18 protein-coding genes are annotated in these 16,261 nt (G+C 73.0%); 14 read left to right on the forward strand and 4 right to left on the reverse strand.

Going from position 1 to position 16,261, the window contains the following annotated elements; all coding sequences use genetic code 11:
• Positions 1-12: 12 nt before the first annotated feature.
• From MED15_RS27900 to MED15_RS27910, 3 genes are all read right to left on the reverse strand, one after another.
• Positions 13-1,362, reverse strand: a complete 1,350-nt coding sequence (locus MED15_RS27900; RefSeq protein ID WP_112587262.1) for an FAD-dependent oxidoreductase — start codon at positions 1,360-1,362, stop codon at positions 13-15.
• A 1-nt stretch (position 1,363) separates the two neighbouring features.
• On the reverse strand, positions 1,364-1,774 hold the full coding sequence (locus MED15_RS27905; RefSeq protein ID WP_244220617.1) for a TcmI family type II polyketide cyclase: 411 nt from the start codon (positions 1,772-1,774) through the stop codon (positions 1,364-1,366).
• 129 nt (positions 1,775-1,903) lie between these two features.
• Positions 1,904-2,701, reverse strand: a complete 798-nt coding sequence (locus MED15_RS27910; protein ID WP_112587260.1) for an AfsR/SARP family transcriptional regulator — start codon at positions 2,699-2,701, stop codon at positions 1,904-1,906.
• Positions 2,702-3,126: 425 nt separating this feature from the next.
• Here MED15_RS27910 and MED15_RS27915 point away from each other — a divergent pair, with 425 nt between their 5' ends.
• The 11 genes from MED15_RS27915 to MED15_RS27965 all read left to right on the forward strand — a co-directional run bounded on the left by MED15_RS27915 (position 3,127) and on the right by MED15_RS27965 (position 13,939).
• Positions 3,127-3,465, forward strand: coding sequence for a TcmI family type II polyketide cyclase (locus MED15_RS27915; protein WP_112737361.1), 339 nt, complete (start codon positions 3,127-3,129; stop codon positions 3,463-3,465).
• Positions 3,462-5,210, forward strand: a complete 1,749-nt coding sequence (locus MED15_RS27920; protein ID WP_112732727.1) for an acetyl-CoA carboxylase carboxyltransferase subunit alpha — start codon at positions 3,462-3,464, stop codon at positions 5,208-5,210. Before MED15_RS27915 ends, MED15_RS27920 begins: the two co-directional genes overlap by 4 nt.
• A complete protein-coding gene (locus tag MED15_RS27925) occupies positions 5,207-5,737 on the forward strand; it encodes an acetyl-CoA carboxylase biotin carboxyl carrier protein (protein ID WP_112587256.1) in 531 nt (176 codons plus the stop codon). Before MED15_RS27920 ends, MED15_RS27925 begins: the two co-directional genes overlap by 4 nt.
• A gap of 19 nt (positions 5,738-5,756) precedes the next feature.
• A complete protein-coding gene (locus MED15_RS27930) occupies positions 5,757-7,187 on the forward strand; it encodes an acetyl-CoA carboxylase biotin carboxylase subunit (RefSeq protein ID WP_112587254.1) in 1,431 nt (476 codons plus the stop codon).
• Positions 7,184-7,939, forward strand: coding sequence for an SRPBCC family protein (locus MED15_RS27935; protein ID WP_112699247.1), 756 nt, complete (start codon positions 7,184-7,186; stop codon positions 7,937-7,939). The genes MED15_RS27930 and MED15_RS27935 overlap by 4 nt, the downstream gene beginning before the upstream one ends.
• Positions 7,932-8,336 (forward strand): cupin domain-containing protein, encoded by a 405-nt coding sequence (locus MED15_RS27940; protein WP_112587250.1) that lies wholly within the window; start codon positions 7,932-7,934, stop codon positions 8,334-8,336. The genes MED15_RS27935 and MED15_RS27940 overlap by 8 nt, the downstream gene beginning before the upstream one ends.
• The gene (locus MED15_RS27945) at positions 8,333-9,607 is read left to right on the forward strand and encodes a beta-ketoacyl-[acyl-carrier-protein] synthase family protein (protein WP_112587248.1); all 1,275 of its coding nucleotides are present in this window, start codon (positions 8,333-8,335) and stop codon (positions 9,605-9,607) included. The genes MED15_RS27940 and MED15_RS27945 overlap by 4 nt, the downstream gene beginning before the upstream one ends.
• A 76-nt stretch (positions 9,608-9,683) precedes the next feature.
• Positions 9,684-10,940 (forward strand): beta-ketoacyl synthase N-terminal-like domain-containing protein, encoded by a 1,257-nt coding sequence (locus MED15_RS27950; RefSeq protein WP_244220618.1) that lies wholly within the window; start codon positions 9,684-9,686, stop codon positions 10,938-10,940.
• Complete coding sequence (locus MED15_RS27955) at positions 10,937-11,254, forward strand: antibiotic biosynthesis monooxygenase family protein (RefSeq protein ID WP_112587246.1); 318 nt, start codon at positions 10,937-10,939, stop codon at positions 11,252-11,254. Before MED15_RS27950 ends, MED15_RS27955 begins: the two co-directional genes overlap by 4 nt.
• A gap of 182 nt (positions 11,255-11,436) precedes the next feature.
• Complete coding sequence (locus MED15_RS27960; protein WP_112587244.1) at positions 11,437-12,264, forward strand: M55 family metallopeptidase; 828 nt, start codon at positions 11,437-11,439, stop codon at positions 12,262-12,264.
• 325 nt (positions 12,265-12,589) lie between these two features.
• Positions 12,590-13,939, forward strand: a complete 1,350-nt coding sequence (locus MED15_RS27965; protein WP_112699245.1) for a class I adenylate-forming enzyme family protein — start codon at positions 12,590-12,592, stop codon at positions 13,937-13,939.
• Here the strand turns inward: MED15_RS27965 and MED15_RS27970 are convergent.
• Positions 13,867-14,553: a 4'-phosphopantetheinyl transferase family protein gene (locus tag MED15_RS27970; protein ID WP_244220619.1), complete on the reverse strand. Its 687-nt coding sequence runs from the start codon at positions 14,551-14,553 to the stop codon at positions 13,867-13,869. The two genes, MED15_RS27965 and MED15_RS27970, sit on opposite strands and share 73 nt — an antisense overlap.
• 15 nt (positions 14,554-14,568) lie before the next feature.
• On the opposite strand from MED15_RS27970, the gene MED15_RS27975 reads away from it, so the two are divergent.
• From MED15_RS27975 to MED15_RS27985, 3 genes are read left to right on the forward strand one after another with little or no spacing between them, the layout of a single operon-like run.
• The gene (locus tag MED15_RS27975; protein ID WP_091397621.1) at positions 14,569-14,835 is read left to right on the forward strand and encodes an acyl carrier protein; all 267 of its coding nucleotides are present in this window, start codon (positions 14,569-14,571) and stop codon (positions 14,833-14,835) included.
• Entirely contained in the window at positions 14,835-15,080 is a 246-nt protein-coding gene (locus tag MED15_RS27980) for an acyl carrier protein (RefSeq protein ID WP_112587240.1), read from the forward strand. Before MED15_RS27975 ends, MED15_RS27980 begins: the two co-directional genes overlap by 1 nt.
• Positions 15,073-16,212, forward strand: coding sequence for a beta-ketoacyl-[acyl-carrier-protein] synthase family protein (locus MED15_RS27985; protein WP_112699244.1), 1,140 nt, complete (start codon positions 15,073-15,075; stop codon positions 16,210-16,212). Before MED15_RS27980 ends, MED15_RS27985 begins: the two co-directional genes overlap by 8 nt.
• Positions 16,213-16,261: the final 49 nt, after the last annotated feature.

Genomic DNA, 16,261 nt, shown 5'->3' on the forward strand with positions numbered 1-16,261 from the left:
GCGATGCCGGGGTCAGTCCCGGTCGCCCTCGTAGGTGTGGAAGTCGTCAACGAACCGGCGACGGAGCCGTGGTACCCGGCTGGTCACTCCGAAGTAGCCGCGCGCGCCGAGCAGCGCGAGCCGACCCACCACCGGTCGGTACATCCGGTCGTCGCCGCTGGTGCCGCTGCGGTTCAGCGATTCGGCGACCCGGGCGAAGCCGTACGGCGCCATCACGGCCTCGTAGTCGGCGACCGCCTGGAGCAGCGTCTTGTCGCCGGCGGTGGCGCGGCTGAGCTGTGCGCAGAGCAGGCGGGCGTCGCGCAGCGCGGTGTTCGCGCCCACGCCCCGACCCGGGGTCATGGTGTGGATGGCGTCGCCGAGCATGGTGACGGTGCTGCTCTTCCAGGGCGGCACCGGTTCGGACGTGGACACCTTGATCGGTAGGGCGCTGGCCGGGTCCGCGTGGGCGAGCAGTTCCCGTAGGTGAGGGTGCCAGTTCGAGGTGAGATCCAGGGCGACCTGCACCAGGTCCTCGCCGCGGCGTTCCATGATGTCGGCCGGGAACCGGTTGGCCGCACTCCAGATGATCAGATTGATGTTGTCGGTGGTGGTGTCGTGGGCCAGGCCGGGCCAGTCCCGGAGAAGGGCGGCGTCGGGCTCGCTGACGCCGGGCTTGATCGCGCGTTCGGCGTCCCACTTGAACTCCATGACGTGCAGCACGCCCATCATCCCGCCGACGCCGAAGATCAGCGAGATGCCCTGCTGGACCCGCTCCGGAATGAGACCGCGGGTGTGCGGTGTCAGCGGGATCCGGGTGGCGATGTTGATCGTCCCGGCGTCGCGGGTGACGGCGTGCGGCAGGTACTGGCGGCGTACGGCGGAATGGGTGCCGTCGGCCGCCACCAGCAGGTCGCCGGTGGCGCTGGTGCCGTCGGCGAAGTGCGCGGTGACCGTGCCGTCGTCGCGCTGCTCGTACCGGGTGAAGGTCTTGTCGAACTGCACCACGTCCTCCAGGCCGGTCAGCAGCACCTGGCGCAGCACCATCCGGGCCACCGAGTGTTCGGTGCGTACCGGGTCGGCGCTCGGCCGCAGCGGGAACGACGCGGTCTGGCGGAGCCCCTGGGTGACGACGTTGAAGTAGTGCGGCGGCCGGGCGCAGGTGGCCAGGAAGGTGGCGAACAGCTCCGGGGGCAGACACTCCCGCAGCGCCCGGCTACCGGTCGGGCCGATGCCGACCCGGTAGCCGAGCAGCCCTTCGGCACGGTCGCGGTGCCGTTCGTAGACGGCGACGCTGATCCCGGCGCGGCGCAGGCCGTGCGCCAGGCACAGCCCGCCCGTGCCCGCGCCGATGATCAGGACGTGCGGCGGCGCGGCGGACATGTCAGCCGGCCGGGTGCGCGGCGGGCGCCTCGGTAACGGCCGGGCGCGGAGCGGGTGCTTCGGTGCTGGCCGGGGCTCCTGCTGGCGCCTCGGCCGCGTCCCACCGGTAGAAGCAGCCGGCGATCGCGTCCCGGGGGGAACGCCAGGTCGGCAGGTACGGCGACGTGTGCGCGGAGAGTCGCTCGTTGACCTGTCGGAAGAGTGGGTGGTTGCGGGCCGCCGCGAGCGCGTCCGGGTCGACGTCGTCCGAGGTCTCCAGCAGGTGTACGCACAGGTCGTGCAGGCAGTACAGGGATCGGTGCGTGACCCCGGTCAGGCTGGGCAGTTCGGTGGCGTCGGACTCGGCGAAGATCTGCGCGACCCGACCCTCCGCTCCCGGGATGATCCGGCTGACGATCAGTAGACGACTCATGGGACCCCTTCCGCCGGTGGCCTGCCCGACCCCTCGGGATCGGTGCCACGTGCTCTGTGCGCCCACCGTGCCGCAGCGCCTGTCACATCACCGTCACGTACGCCGACCGGGCGGTGACGGGCACCGCCGTCACGTACGCCGAACGGCGGGTGACGGGCGGTCGGTGATGGCCTCGCGGCTGGCCTGGCGGATCGGGGCGAGGGTGTCGTCGAGCAGGGCGCTCATGGCGGGGCTCGGCTCCAGCCGCAGCTCCCGGCGCAACAGGTCCCGATAGACGTAGAAGGCGTGCACGGCTTCGAAGGCGTTGCCCTCGGCCAGGTGGATGCGAACCACCAGTCGGTGTGGTGTCTCCCGTAACGGCTCGGCGGCCATCGCCTCCAACGCGGCTTCGAGGGCCTCGCCGTGCCGCCCCGCGGCCAGGTGGTGCCCGGCCACCTGTTCCAGCATGTGCAGGCGGAGTTGGCGCAGGCGTTCCCGGTCCAGCAGCACCCAGTCGTCGTACCAGCCGGGGAGGAGGTCGTGCCGCCCGGCGGCGAGCGCCCCGGCCGCGGTGCGCGGGTCGTCGCCGTCCCGGACCCGGGCCGCTGTGCCGACCAGGTCGTCCACGTCGAGCCGGACCGCCGGGCCGAGGCGTACGGTGTCGCTGGCCACTGTCATCGGGCAGCACGGGTCCTGTCGCAGCCGCCACAGGGCGGTACGCAGGGAGGACAGCGCCCGTTCCTCCGACGCGTCGGGCCAGAGCAGCCCGGCGAGCTGGCTGCGGGTGGCGCCGGGGCGGAGCCCGATCAGCGCGATCACCCGTTGCAGCCCGCGCGGCACCACCACCGGCACCGCCTCGCGGAGGAGTCGGAAGCCTCCGAGCAGATGCAGTGAGACGCCCTCCTCGGGCGGGTCTCCGGCGGTCGGCACGGACGGATCAGCGGCCACGGCGGCACCCCCTGCGGAACGCTCGTCCCGACTGTCTGCTGTGTCCCGGATCGGTTGCCCTCGACGCCACTGTCGACCCCACCGATCGCGGCGTGGTCGGGCGCGGCCCCACCCGCCGAGGCCGCCGGACTGACCACGCTGAAGATTATCAATAACGGTCACGTTGCGTCAACGCCAGCGTGGACGTTCTATTAGCGACAGCCAACCCGAGATCGGTTCTGAACTGCACAAACATTAGCGCGTGCAGCACGCTCGGCACATAGCTGATACACAGGTTGCGTCAACGCAGCGTCACCACCATCCGCCGCTGACCGACCCGCCGCGGTGACGCCGCCGTGACGAGGATCGGCGCATCGTGTCGGCAGTCGTCCAGCGCGTCCGGGGGCCACCCGTCGCCGGCCGGACGCTGTGGGGGGAGGCCCAGTATGGACCGATCGCTGATCGTCGCGAAGGTGGATCCGACCGCCGAGGAGCGGATCGCCGAGATCTTCGCTGAGTCGGACGCGACGGAGCTGCCGCGCCTGGTCGGTGTCCGGCACCGCTCGCTGTACCGACTGCACGACCTTTATGTGCATCTGCTCGAGACCGCGCAGCCGGCAGAGGGCGCGGTGGAGGCCGCTCGTGACCATCCCGAGTTCATCCGGGTCAGTGACCGCCTGCGCCCGTACGTGTCGCCGTACCTGTCGACCTGGCGCTCACCGCGCGACGCGATGGCGCGGTGCTTCTACCGGTTCGACGCCTCGGACACCGGACGGCGGTCGTGACGGCCACCGCGCCGCGCGAAGAGCAGCTCTGGTCCCGCTGCGCCGGCTGCGCCAGCCTGCTCTATCGCAAACGGCTGCGCCGCAACCTCGACGTCTGCCCGGAGTGCGGGGAGCATGCGCGACTCGGCGCGCCGGAACGCCTGCGCCAACTGGTCGACCCGGGTTCGCTGCGCCTGCTGCCCGACCGGCTGCCGGAGGCGGACCCGCTCGACTTCGTCGACGTGCTGCCGTACCCGCACCGCCTCACCGGCGCGCGGGCCAGCACAGGTCTTGCCGAGGGGGTCGTCTGCGCCACGGCCACCATCGGTGGGCACCCGGTGGCCCTGGCGGTGATGGACTTCCGCTTCCTCGGTGGCAGCCTGGGCTGCGCGGTGGGCGAGCTGATCACCCGGGCGGCCGAACGGGCGCTGGACGACCGCACCCCGCTCGTCCTGATCACCGCCTCCGGCGGGGCGCGGATGCAGGAGGGCGCGCTGTCGTTGATGCAGATGGCGACCGTCAGTCAGGCCATCGCCGCGTTGCGCGAGGCGGGGCTGCTCACCGTGAGCGTCCTCACCGACCCGACCTACGGCGGGGTGGCCGCCTCGTTCGCCACCAACACCGATCTGGTGCTCGCCGAGAGTGGCGCGCGGATGGGCTTCGCCGGCCCCCGGGTGATCCGCCAGATCACCGGGCGGGCCCTGCCGGAGGGCTTCCAGACCGCCGACTTCCTGCTCCGACACGGGCAGGTCGACATGGTGGTGCAGCGCCGGTCGCTGCGCGGACGGCTGATGGCGCTGCTCGCCGCGACCCGCGCCGGCCGTCCGGCGCGTTCGCCCGTACCCCGGCAGGAGCCTGCGTCGCACCGCGAGCGCCTCGCCGACGACGGCACTGTCCTGGCGCGGCCGACGGACCCGGCGGCCGAGGGAGACGCCGGCACCCCGGCGGTACGCGACGCGTGGGACACCGTCCGGATGGCGCGGCACCCCGGGCGGCCCACCACACTGGACTACCTGGACTCCGTCTTCGACGGGTTCGTGGAGCTGCACGGCGATCGGCTCGGCGCGGACTGCCCGGCCATCGTAGGTGGGGTGGCGCGGTTGGCCGGCCGGCACGTGATGGTCATCGGCCACCAGAAGGGGCACACCACCGCCGAGTTGGTCGCCCGTAACTTCGGCATGGCCAGCCCGTCCGGGCACCGCAAGGCACTGCGGCTCATGCGCCTCGCGGCCCGCCTCGGCCTGCCCGTGGTCACCCTGGTGGACACCCCCGGAGCCGACCCCGGGGTGAGCGCCGAGGAGCAGGGCCAGGCGGCGGCCATCGCCGAGAACATCCTCACCCTCACCGTGCTGCCCACCCCGGTGCTCGCGGTGATCACCGGTGAGGGCGGCAGCGGCGGCGCGCTGGCACTGGCGGTGGCCGACCGGGTGCTGATGCTCGAAAACGCCGTCTACTCGGTGATCAGCCCCGAGGGGTGCGCGGCGATCCTCTGGCCGGACCGCTCCGCGGCACCGCAGGCCGCCCGCGCGTTGCGACTGACCGCGCCCGACCTGCGCCGGCTCGGAGTGGTCGACGAGGTCGTGTCGGAGCCGTCGACTGCCGCGCACGACGACCCCGCAGAGACCGCCCAACGGTTGCGCGCCGCCCTGCTGGCCAACCTCCTGCCGCTGCTGGACGTGCCGCCGGCCATGCTGGTCCGCCTGCGCCGGCAACGCTTCCGACGGTTCGGCGCGAACCGCGTCGGCGCCCGGGCGGGCCTGCGATGACCGCCGCCGACCGGGCGCTGTCGACAGTCGACGCGTCCGACGACGTCGGGATGAACGGCGAGGAGGCGCTGGCCGGGCTGCGCCGGCAGGCGCAGCACCTGATCGCCGAGCTGGCCGGGCCGGTGCGCCGGATCCGGCTGCGCAGCGGACCGGCGGTGCTGGAGGTCGAGTGGCACCCCGAGGACGCGACCCGACCGGACGTACCCCTGCCCCGGGCCGAGGCGGCACCGGCGGTCGTGCCGGCGTCCGGCGCCGCACCCGCGGTGCTCCGGCCGCCGGTGCCTGGGCGCGCCGCGGTGCGGGCACCGATCGTCGGCACCTTCTACCGGGCGCCGGAACCCGGCGCGCGGCCGTTCGTCGCGGTGGGCGACCTGGTCCGCCCCGGCCAGCCGGTGGCCATCGTCGAGGCGATGAAGCTGATGAACGAGGTGATCGCCGACCGGGCCGGCCGGGTGGCCGCGATTCTCGTCGAGGACGGCCAGCCGGTCGAGTACGACCAGCCGCTCGTCGAACTGGACCCGGCATGACGGCGCGGGGTGGTTGACCATGTTCGAGACCGTGCTGATCGCCAACCGGGGCGAGATCGCGCTGCGGGTGCTGCGTGCCTGCAAGGAGCTCGGCGTGCGAACGGCGGTGGTCTACTCCGCCGCCGACGCCGACTCGGCGGCGGTCCGCCTCGCCGACCAGGCCGTCCGGATCGGACCGGCGTCGAGTCGGCGCAGCTACCTCAACGCCGCCGCGATCGTGGAGGCGGCCCGGCAGGTGGGGGCGCAGGCCGTGCACCCCGGCTACGGCTTCCTCTCCGAGGACGCCGACTTCGCCGAGATCTGCGCCGACAACGGGCTGACGTTCATCGGCCCGCCACCGGCGGTGATGGCCGCGCTGGCCGACAAGTCCTCGGCCCGCGCACTGATGAGCCGCGCCGGCCTGCCGCTGTCGCCGGGCAGTGTCGCGCCGGTGCCGACCGCCGCCGCGGCGGCCGAGGTGGCCGACGCCGTCGGCTACCCGGTGATCGTGAAGGCCGCCGCCGGGGGCGGGGGCCGGGGGATGACAGTGGTGCACAGCCCGCGCGAGCTGCGCCGGGCGTACACCCGGACCCGGGCCGCCGCGCAGGCCGCCTTCGGCGACGACCGGGTGTACGTCGAGCGCTACCTCACCGAGGCACGGCACGTCGAGGTGCAGGTGCTCTGCGACGCCCACGGCAACGGGGTGCACCTGGGCACCCGGGACTGCTCCGTGCAGCGCCGGCACCAGAAGCTGGTCGAGGAGGCGCCCGCCCCGGCACTGCCCGCCGCCGTTCTCGACACCATCGCCGAGACCGCCCTGCGGGGTGCGCTCCAGGTCGGCTTCGTCGGTGCCGGCACGCTGGAGTTCCTGGTCGACGCCGAGGAGAAGTTCCACTTCCTGGAGATCAACTGCCGGATCCAGGTGGAGCATCCGGTCACCGAGATGGTCACCGGGATCGACCTGGTGCACGAGCAACTGCACATCGCCGCCGGCGTGCCGCTGCGGTGGCGGCAGGAGGAGATCCGCCTGCACGGCGTCGCTGTGGAGTGTCGGGTCAACACCGAGGACCCCGCGCGCGGCTTCGCCCCCGCCCCCGGCCGGTTGGAGCGGTTCACGCCACCCGGCGGCCCGTTCACCCGGGTGGACACCCACGCCAGCGCCGGTTACCTGGTCGGCCCCTGGTACGACTCACTGCTCGCCAAGGTGATCGTCTGGGCGCCCGACCGGGAGTTGGCCCTCAACCGGCTGGAACGCGCCCTGGACGAGTTCGACATCGCCGGTCCGGGCGTACACACCACCATCCCGTTCGTCCGGCGGGTGCTCGACGACGCCGCATTCCGCAAGGGCCGCTACACCACCGGCCTGGTCGACCGTCTGCTCGCCGCGCCCGCGCCGGGGCCGACGGTCACTCCCGCACCGCGCACCGCGCCCGCCGCAGATCCCGACGCAACCCACAGGAGGACCCGATGACCGTCACCCATGGTCGCCCGATGACCGCCGAGATCACCGACATCCTGGTGGCGCACTGCGGGCTGGACGCCGACGCCGCGGCCCGGGCGCCCGCCGCGTCGCTGGAGGAGCTGGGCATGGACTCGCTCGCCCTGCTGGAACTGTCGGCCGTCGTCGCCGACCGCTGGCAGGTGGCCATCCCCGAGCAGGCCGGACAGTTGAGCATCCCGGCGGTGGCCGACCTGGTCGCCCGCCGCACCGACCCGCCCGGACACACCGAGAACAGCATGGTCATCGACGCGCCGCTGGGGCTGGTCTGGGAGGTCACCAACGACGTGGCGAACTGGACCGAGCTGTTCACCGAGTACGCAGTGGTGGAGATCCTGCACCGCGAGGGGCACACGGTGCGGTTCCGCCTCACCATGTACCCCGACGAGAACGGGGTGTCCTGGAGTTGGGTCAGCGAGCGCACCGCCGACCCGGTGAGCAGGCAGGTCCGGGCGCACCGGGTCGAGACCGGACCGTTCGAGTACATGCGCATCCACTGGCGCTACACCGAGGAGGCCGGTGGCACCCGGATGACCTGGACGCAGGACTTCGCGATGAAACCGACCGCGCCGGTCGACAACGCCGCGATGACCGAGCGGATCAACACCAACAGCGTGATCCAACTCGCGGTGATCAAGGACCGGGTGGAGCGGATCGCCTGGCAGCGTGCCGACCAGGGCAGCCAGACCGCCAGCGACACACCGACGGAGGCCGACGATGAGTGACCTGAGCACCCGCCCGATCGCCGCCCGGGACGTACCCGCCGACCGCCGTCGCGGCGGTGAGCTTCGGGTGCTGCTCGGCCCCCGCACCGTCGGCAGCACCTCCGGTTTTCTCGGGGTGGCGACCCTCGAACCAGGGGAGCGGATCGCCGAGCACTACCACCCGTACAGCGAGGAGTTCCTGTACCTGGTGCGGGGCGCGATCACCGTCGACCTGGACGACCAGCCGACGCTGCTGGCCGCCGGTGAGGGGCTGTTCGTACCGGTGAACGTGCGGCACCGGCTGCGCAACACCGGCGTCGAACCGGCCGAGGTGGTCTTCCACCTGGGCCCGCTCGCCCCCCGGCCCGAACTGGGCCACGTCGACACCGAACTGGTCGAACAGCGGGGCGGGTCATGACCGGGCGCCGCACGGTGGTGACCGGCATTGGGGTGGTCGCCCCGGGCGGCGCCAGCCGGGACCGCTTCTGGAAGACCATCACCGAGGGGCGGACCGCCACCCGGCGGATCAGTTTCTTCGACCCGTCGGCGTTCCGGTCGCAGATCGCGGCGGAGTGCGACTTCGACCCGGTCGCGGCGGGGCTCAGCGAGGCCGAACTGCGGCGGGCCGACCGGTACGTGCAGTTCGCGCTGGCCTGCTCCGTCGAGGCGGTGGCCGATGCCCAGTTGGTGCTCACCGACGCGGAACGGGACCGGGCCGGGGTGGTGCTGGGCACGGCGGTGGGCGGCACGATGGCGTTGGAGCAGGAGTACGTCACAGTGAGCGAGCACGGCCGACGCTGGCTGGTGGACGGGGCGCGCGGTGGCCCGTACCTCTATCAGGCGTTGGTGCCCAGCAGCCTCGCGGCGGACGTGGCCTGCCGGCACGGGCTGCACGGCCCGGCGCAGGTGGTCTCCACCGGGTGCACCTCCGGCATCGACGCCATCGGGTACGCCCACCAGATGATCGTGGACGGTGAGGCGGACGTGATGCTGGCCGGTGCGTCCGACTCGCCGATCTCCCCGGTCACCGTCGCCTCGTTCGACGCGATCAAGGCGACCAGCCCGGACAACGACGACCCGGCACACGCCTCCCGCCCGTTCGACGCCGACCGGCACGGGTTCGTGCTGGCCGAGGGCGGGGCGGTGCTGGTGCTGGAGGAGGCCGGGCACGCCCGGCGGCGGGGAGCGCACATCTACTGCGAGGTGGCCGGCTACGCCAGCCGCAGCAACGGCTTCCACATGACCGGGCTGCGGCCGGACGGGCTGGAGATGGGCCTCGCCGTCACCGACGCGCTCCGGCAGGGCCGGATCCTGCCCGAGCAGGTCTCCTACATCAGCGCGCACGGCTCGGGCACCCGGCAGAACGACCGACACGAGACGGCCGCGTTCAAGCGGGCGCTGGGCCAGGCCGCGTACCGGATACCGATCAGCTCGATCAAGTCGATGGTCGGGCACTCGCTCGGCGCGATCGGGTCGATCGAGATGGCCGCGTGCGCCCTCGCCATCGAGTTCGGTGTGGTGCCACCGACGGCGAACTGGAGCACCCGGGACCCGGAGTGCGACCTGGACTACGTACCCAATGAGGCACGGGAGGTTCCGGTGGACGTGGCCCTCTCGGTGGGCAGCGGGTTCGGCGGTTTCCAGTCGGCGATGGTTTTCCGTCGGATGCTCGGCGCGGTGGCGGCGTGAGCGAGCGTAGCGAGCGAACCATCAGGCACAGCAGCGCGGCGTCTCGCGCCGGCGCGGAGCGAAGCGGAGTGCTGGTGTGAGCGCGGAGGTGGCTCGCGCCGTGGTGACCGGCATCGGGGTGGTCGCACCGAGCGGCATCGGCGCGGACGCGCACTGGCGCACGGTCCTCGCCGGCACCCGCCGGACCGGGCCGATCACGTTGTTCGACCCGGCCGGCTATCCGACCCGCTTCGGCGGGGAGGTGCCCGGCTTCACCGCCGACTCCTACGCCGATAGCCGACAGTTGGTGCAGACCGACAGGTGGACGCACCTCGGCTTCGCCGCCACCCGGCTGGCGCTGGCCGACGCCGGCCTGCCCGACCGGGCCCCCGACCCGTACGGCTACGCGGTGACCCTGGCCAGTTCGTCCGGGGGCAACCTGTTCGGTCAGCGGGAACTGCAACGGCTGTGGGGCGGCACGTCGCGGACGGTCGGCGCGTACCAGTCGATCGCCTGGTTCTACGCGGCCAGCGTCGGGCAGCTCTCCATCCACCACCAGTTCAAGGGCCCGAGCGGGGTGCTGGTCGCGGAGTCGGCCGGCGGGCTGGACAGCCTGGCGCACGCCGCCCGCGCGGTGCGCCGCGGCACCCCGGTCGTGATCGCCGGGGCCACCGAGTGCCCGTTGAGTCCGTACGCGCTCGCCTGCCAGCTGCGCTCGGGGCTGCTCAGTGACGTCGCCGACCCGGAGCGGGCGTACCGGCCGTTCGACGCCACGGCCAGCGGTTACCTGCCGGCCGAGGGCGGAGCCGTGTTCGTGGTGGAGGAGTTGGGGCACGCCCTGGCCCGGGGCGCCCGTGTCTACGGCGAGGTGAGCGGGTGGGGCTCCACCCACGACGCCGCGCACACCACGGCGGAGAGCAGCGGCGACCCAGCCCAGTACGCACGGGCGATGCGGCTGGCCCTGGACCGGGCGGGCGTCGCCGCCGCTGGAATCGACGTGGTGCTGCCCGACGCGCTCGGCGTGCACCGCTACGACCGCAGCGAGGCCGAGGCGCTGCGGGCCGTGTTCGCCGACCGGCCGCCCCCGGTGACCACGCAGAAGCCGCTGACCGGTCGGGCGTACCAGGGCGGCTCGGCGTTGGACGTGGCCACCGCGCTGCTCGCCTTCGCCCACGACACGTTGCCCGCGTCGGCGGGACCGGACGAGGTGGCCGAGGGCTGCGACCTGGACTTCCTACGCGAGCACCGCCGCCCGCGAAGCCGACTCGCCCTGATCTGCGCGCGGGGCTTCGACGGGTTCAACAGCGCGCTGGTCCTGCGCGGGGCCGCGCCGATGAGGGGAGAGGCGTCATGAGCGACAAACGGGCCCGGGTGGTCTTTCTGGTACGGGTGCCGGTGCCGCGCACCGAGCAGTTCCTCGCCGCGTACGAGGAGGTGCGGCACCTCGTCGCCAGCGGTGTGCCGGGGCACCTGGTCGACCAGGTGTGCCGGTCGTCGACCGACCCGGAGCAGTGGTTGATCACCAGCGAGTGGGCGAGCCTGGCCGACTTCGAAGAGTGGGAACGCAGCCCGGAGCACCGGGACCTCGTACGCCCGATGCGGGAGTGCTTCACCGACGCCCGTTCGCTGCGCTTCCACATCCACGCCCAGACGCCGGCGCTGACCTGACGCTCCGCGCCGGCCTGGATGATCGCGCTCGATCCAGGATGTAGTGGCCTCGCCCTCGGGCGGAGGCCACTATTTCCTTGTACGAGCACGTCTCCTCGCGCGCGGCGTTGCCTGGAGCGCGCCAGTCGCCGCTCCGAGGGCGGGGTCGACATTGTGGTCAGAGGGCGTAGGGTCCTGGAGCCATGAAGGCACTGATCTCGGTGGACCTGGAAGGCATCTCGGGGATCGTGCATCCCACCGAGACGAATCCGGATCGGTACGACTACGAGCGCGGTCGGGCGTTGATGACGGCCGAGGCGAACGCGGTGATTGCCGGGGTCCTCGATGCCGAACCCGACGCCGTGGTGTGGGTCGCCGACGCGCACGGGACGTTTCGGAACATCCTGCCGGAGGACCTCGACCGGCGTGCTCACCTCGTGCGGGGCAAACCCCGCGCGCTGGGCATGCTCGCGGGGCTGGACGAGCAGACGGATGCCGTTCTGCTCGTCGGCTATCACGCCCGGGCCGGTGCCGGGCCAGCCGTGCTGGCCCACACGATAAGTGACGCCATCCTCGACGTGCGGGTGGCCGGACGATCGCTGGGCGAGATCGGCCTCAACGTCGCCATGGCGGGGCACCTGGACGCGCCCGTCGTCCTGCTCAGCGGAGACGACACGGCCTGCACGGAATTCAGCGAGCTGGTGCCCTCGGCAGTCACCGTCGCCGTCAAGCAGACCCTGGGGCAGGCCGCCGCGGTGGCCCTGCATCCGCAGGAGGCACGGGAGCGGCTGCGCCGCGCCGCCGCCGACGCGATCGCCCGGCGCGCCTCGATTCCGCCGCCGAAGATGGCCGGGCCGTTGGACGTCGAGGTCGACCTGTACGGCCCGTACATGGTCGACCTCGCAACTCTGGTGCCGGGTGTGACCCGCGTCGGCGGCGGCCGGACGGTCGCCTTCCACGCCGCCGACGTCGCCGAGGCGTACCGGCTGGTTCAGCTGCTGGTGCAACTCGCCAGCATCAAACCGAGCTAGCGCGCGCGCATCGTCTGGCTCACCCGGTGAGCGCGACGCCATCGGCCGTCCGGCTGGCACCGCGCGACGGTGGTACGAGGGGTCATACCTCGGTGACGCTCCGCCAAGTCGCCCGCCTGATTCTGTCCGCCGAACGGGCTGTCGGCAATCCGGCTGGCCGCTGCTTTTGATCCATCCATTCGCATCTAGCAATGGCCTTGTGGGCGTCGTATGGTTCCCCGCAGCACCCCGACAAGCGTACGTGATGGGCGGATTCGCCCTCTTTCATGCTGGGCGGTGAACGGCAGTGACGGCAGAAGATCCTACGGCGACCGACCCCGGCTGGGTGGACGAAGTCCTTTTCGCCGGCCACCCGACCGACGTTTGTCTCCGTTTGCCCGAGCCCGTCGACCGGGCCACACTGCACCGGCTGGTGACCGACGCGCAGGACCGGTTGACCACCGCCGGACTGCGCCCCGGTGGCGCCGCGGCGCTGCGGTTGCCACCGTCGCTGGCGTACGTGGTGAACCTGCTCGCCACCTGGCGCGCCGGGGGGCAGGCGATCCTGCTCGACCACCGGCTCACCGACCACGAGGTGGACCGGGCGCTGGCCCGGTTGACCCCGCAGGTGGTGGTCGCTCCGGTGCGGACCGGTGGCGGCGCGCTGAAGATCTTCGTCGACGTCACCGAGGGCGTCACCCGGTACGCCGACCGCCCGGCGGTCAGCGGCCATGCCGTGATCCAGCTCAGCTCCGGCTCCACCGGCCCGTCCAAGGTGATCGGCCGCACCGCCGCCGACCTGGTCGCCGAGGTGCACCGCTACACCCGGATCGACGGGGTGGCGCTGCCCGGCGAGCGGATCATCCTGCTGCCCTCGATGGTGCACGTGCTCGGCCTGGTCGGCGGCCTGCTCTACGGGCTGCACGCCGGGGTCGAGCTGGTGCCGCCGGAACGGCTCAGCGGCGACGCCGTGCTGGCCGCGATCAGCGCCGGCACCACACCGGCCACCGTGCTCGGTGTCCCGTTCCACATCGGACTGCTCGCCTCCACCCGCCCGGCCGGGCCACTGCCGCAGCTGCGGCGGATGACCACCGGCGGCGAGCTGGTGCCGGCCGCCGTCGCCCGGGCGTTCACCGACCGGTACGGGGTGCCGCTGGGCAACATGTACGGGATGACCGAGGTCGGGGTGATCGGCACCGACCTGTACGGGTCGCACCGACCGTCGATCGCCCCCGCGCCCGGGATCCAGGTCCGCGAGTCCGGCGGTGAGCTGTGGGTGTCCTGCCCGGCGTCGCCGTACGTCGGCCTGAGTGACCCGACCCGCTGGTCCGACGGCTGGCTGCACACCCGCGACGCCGGCACCGTCGATGAGGACACCGGCCTGGTCACGGTGCGCGGTCGACTCGACTCGCAGGTCTCCGTCGGCGGGATGAAGGTCGACCTGACCGAGGTGGAGGCCACCGTCGCCGAGCTGACCGGGGTTGCCGCCGCGGTGGTGGTCTGGGACGACGGCATCACCGCGTACGTCCAACCCGACGGGCCGCTGTCGGAGGAGACGCTGGACAAGCTCCTCGCCGAGCGGTTGGCCGGCTACAAACGGCCCCGGGCGCTGCACCTGCTCGATCAGTTGCCCCGTACCACCACCGGCAAGCTGGTCCGCTCGACCGACGCGCTGCGCTCGGCGGTCACCCCGTGACCGGGCCGCTGCACCACCTCGACGTCGACCTGCGCGCTCGCCCGCACTGCGACCGCCAGGACGAGGTCCCCGCCCAGCCGTGGGTGACCGACCCGCAGGAGTTCGTCGCCGGGCACCGGCCGCAACGGCAGCCCCGGCGGCGGCATCAACCGGTGCAGCCCGCCGTCGCGCAACCCCCGCCCGAGCGCCTTGCCGACCGCCTCCTTGGCGGTCCACAGCCGCAGGAAGTCCACCGTCCGGCCGGCCTCGGGCCGATCGCCCAACCAGGCCAGCTCGGCGGGCGGGAACCAGCGGTGGGCCAGCGCGAGCGCCGGCAGCGGGCGGATGCGCTCCACGTCCACCCCGACCGCGCCGGCCCGACGGGCGGCGACCGCCACCAGCCCGGCGGTGCGGCTGACGCTGACCGCCACCTCGACCGACCCGGTCACCTCGTCGACCCGGACGACCGGCCGTCCCTCGCGGTCGTGCGTCAGCACCAACTCGGTCTCCGGGCGGCCGAGCAGCAGAGCACCCGCCCGCCGCACCAGCACAGCGGCCGGATCCGGCTGACCGCCGGTGTCGCGGCCGACCCACACGTAGGCGGTGTCCCGACCGGACACCGTCAGCTGAGCCACGCAGAGAGGGTATCCATGAGAGCCGAGGTCCGCGCCTTCGTCGTCGAGCAGCTCGCCGACATGAACTACGACGTCGAGGGGCTCGACGACGACACCACGCTCGGCCCCTCCGGCGTCGACCTGGAATCGCTCGCTCTGGCCGACCTGTCCGTGCGGGTCGAGGACCGGTACGGCGTGACGTTCGCCGACGACGAGTCGGAGCAACTGGCCCTCATGACGGTCGGCGAGTTCACCACCATGGTCGCCAATCGCGTCACCGAGGCGACGAGCGACAAAGGCTGATGAGCGGTCAGCCCGATCTGGGGCGAGCTGACCTGATGACCATGCTCGCCGAACTCACCGCGAAACCGGCTGCCGAGGTGTCCGACCGGATCGGCTCGATGGAGCTTGCCTGGCTGGTGCACCTCGTCGAGCAGCGCTACGAACGCCGGCTGGACCTCACCGACGACGAACTGGCCGGCATCCGCACCGTCGACGACGCCCTGGTGGTGTTCCGGGCGTCGCTGACCGCCTCCGCAGATGGTTGAGGCGCGCGTCGCCCAGCTCACCGGCGTGTACGCGGTCAGCGCCCTGGGACGGGGCGCCGACGCGCAGCTCGCCGGTGCGCTGGCCGGGGTGCCGGCGTTCGGCCCGGTGGACCGATTCGACACCGCCGCCCGCCGGGTCACAGTGGCGGCCACAGTGCCCGAGGTCGCCACCCTCCCCGACGAGTTGGCCGCCGCGATCGACGGGGCCTGCCGGGCGGCCGGCCTGGACCGCGCGCAGCGCGCCGGCTGCGCGCTGCTGCTCGCCGTGCACGGCGGCCCGACCCTCGGTGCGGGCCCGGTCGCCGGTGCAGGCCCGGCCCTCGGTCCGGCGCCAGCCGTGCTCGCCGGCCAGCTCGCCGCCCGTTGTGGACTCTCGGGTCACACCCGGGTCTACACCAGCGCCTGCGTGTCCGCGAGCACGGCGGTGGCCGACGCCGCCGCCCGGATCACCCGGGGTGATGTCGAGCGTGTGGTGGTCGCGGCCGGCTACCTGGTGGAGCCGGACCAGTTCGCGCTCTTCGACGCCGGTCGCGCCCTCGCGGTCGACGGGGCGGTCCGCCCGTTCAGCGCCGGCCGCCGGGGGTTGCTGCTGGGCGACGGCGTGGCCGCGGTGGTGCTGGAATCGAGCACCGGCCGGCGACGCGGCGTCGACCCGGTGGCCACAGTGGTCGGTTGGGGGCGGGCCGGTGACGCGTTCCATCCCTGCCAGCCGGAGCCCGGCGGCACCGGGTTGGCCCGCGCGGTCGGCGGCGCGCTGCGCCGGGCCGGGCTGCCACCGCAGTCCGTCGGCTACGTCAACGCCAACGCCACCGGTACCGCGCAGAGCGACACCGCCGAGGCGGCAGCCCTGCGCCGGGCCCTCGGCGGGCATGCCGACCGGGTCCCGGTCAGCTCCACGAAGTCGGTGCACGGGCACGCGCTGGAGGCGTCCGGGTTGCTCGAACTGGTGGTCACCGCGCTCGCGCTGCGCCACGGCGAACTGCCGGTCAACGCCGGCTGGCTGGCCCAGGACGAGTCCTGCCCTCTGAACGTCGTCAAGGATGGCCCGCGAAGGACGACGGCAACCCACGCCCTGACCCTCAACGCCGCCTTCGGCGGCGCCAACACCGCTCTCCTGGTCGGCGTCGGATGACCGCCCCCAACTCCCCGCGATCTTGCACCTCCTGTCCCGACGAATCCGA

Origin of the sequence: Micromonospora noduli, from assembly GCF_003264475.1 — a bacterium.
Lineage (GTDB): Bacteria > Actinomycetota > Actinomycetes > Mycobacteriales > Micromonosporaceae > Micromonospora > Micromonospora noduli.

Excerpts from the sequence above, each read along its gene's own strand:
- MED15_RS27940 (WP_112587250.1), top strand. The coding sequence starts at position 7,932 with ATGAGTGACCTGAGCACCCGCCCGATCGCCGCCCGGGACGTACCCGCC.
- MED15_RS27915 (WP_112737361.1), top strand. The coding sequence starts at position 3,127 with ATGGACCGATCGCTGATCGTCGCGAAGGTGGATCCGACCGCCGAGGAG.
- MED15_RS27935 (WP_112699247.1), top strand. The coding sequence starts at position 7,184 with ATGACCGTCACCCATGGTCGCCCGATGACCGCCGAGATCACCGACATC.
- MED15_RS27905 (WP_244220617.1), bottom strand. The coding sequence starts at position 1,774 with ATGAGTCGTCTACTGATCGTCAGCCGGATCATCCCGGGAGCGGAGGGT.
- MED15_RS27955 (WP_112587246.1), top strand. The coding sequence starts at position 10,937 with ATGAGCGACAAACGGGCCCGGGTGGTCTTTCTGGTACGGGTGCCGGTG.
- MED15_RS27960 (WP_112587244.1), top strand. The coding sequence starts at position 11,437 with ATGAAGGCACTGATCTCGGTGGACCTGGAAGGCATCTCGGGGATCGTG.
- MED15_RS27980 (WP_112587240.1), top strand. The coding sequence starts at position 14,835 with ATGAGCGGTCAGCCCGATCTGGGGCGAGCTGACCTGATGACCATGCTC.
- MED15_RS27985 (WP_112699244.1), top strand. The coding sequence starts at position 15,073 with ATGGTTGAGGCGCGCGTCGCCCAGCTCACCGGCGTGTACGCGGTCAGC.
- MED15_RS27900 (WP_112587262.1), bottom strand. The coding sequence starts at position 1,362 with ATGTCCGCCGCGCCGCCGCACGTCCTGATCATCGGCGCGGGCACGGGC.
- MED15_RS27925 (WP_112587256.1), top strand. The coding sequence starts at position 5,207 with ATGACCGCCGCCGACCGGGCGCTGTCGACAGTCGACGCGTCCGACGAC.
- MED15_RS27945 (WP_112587248.1), top strand. The coding sequence starts at position 8,333 with ATGACCGGGCGCCGCACGGTGGTGACCGGCATTGGGGTGGTCGCCCCG.
- MED15_RS27930 (WP_112587254.1), top strand. The coding sequence starts at position 5,757 with ATGTTCGAGACCGTGCTGATCGCCAACCGGGGCGAGATCGCGCTGCGG.
- MED15_RS27975 (WP_091397621.1), top strand. The coding sequence starts at position 14,569 with ATGAGAGCCGAGGTCCGCGCCTTCGTCGTCGAGCAGCTCGCCGACATG.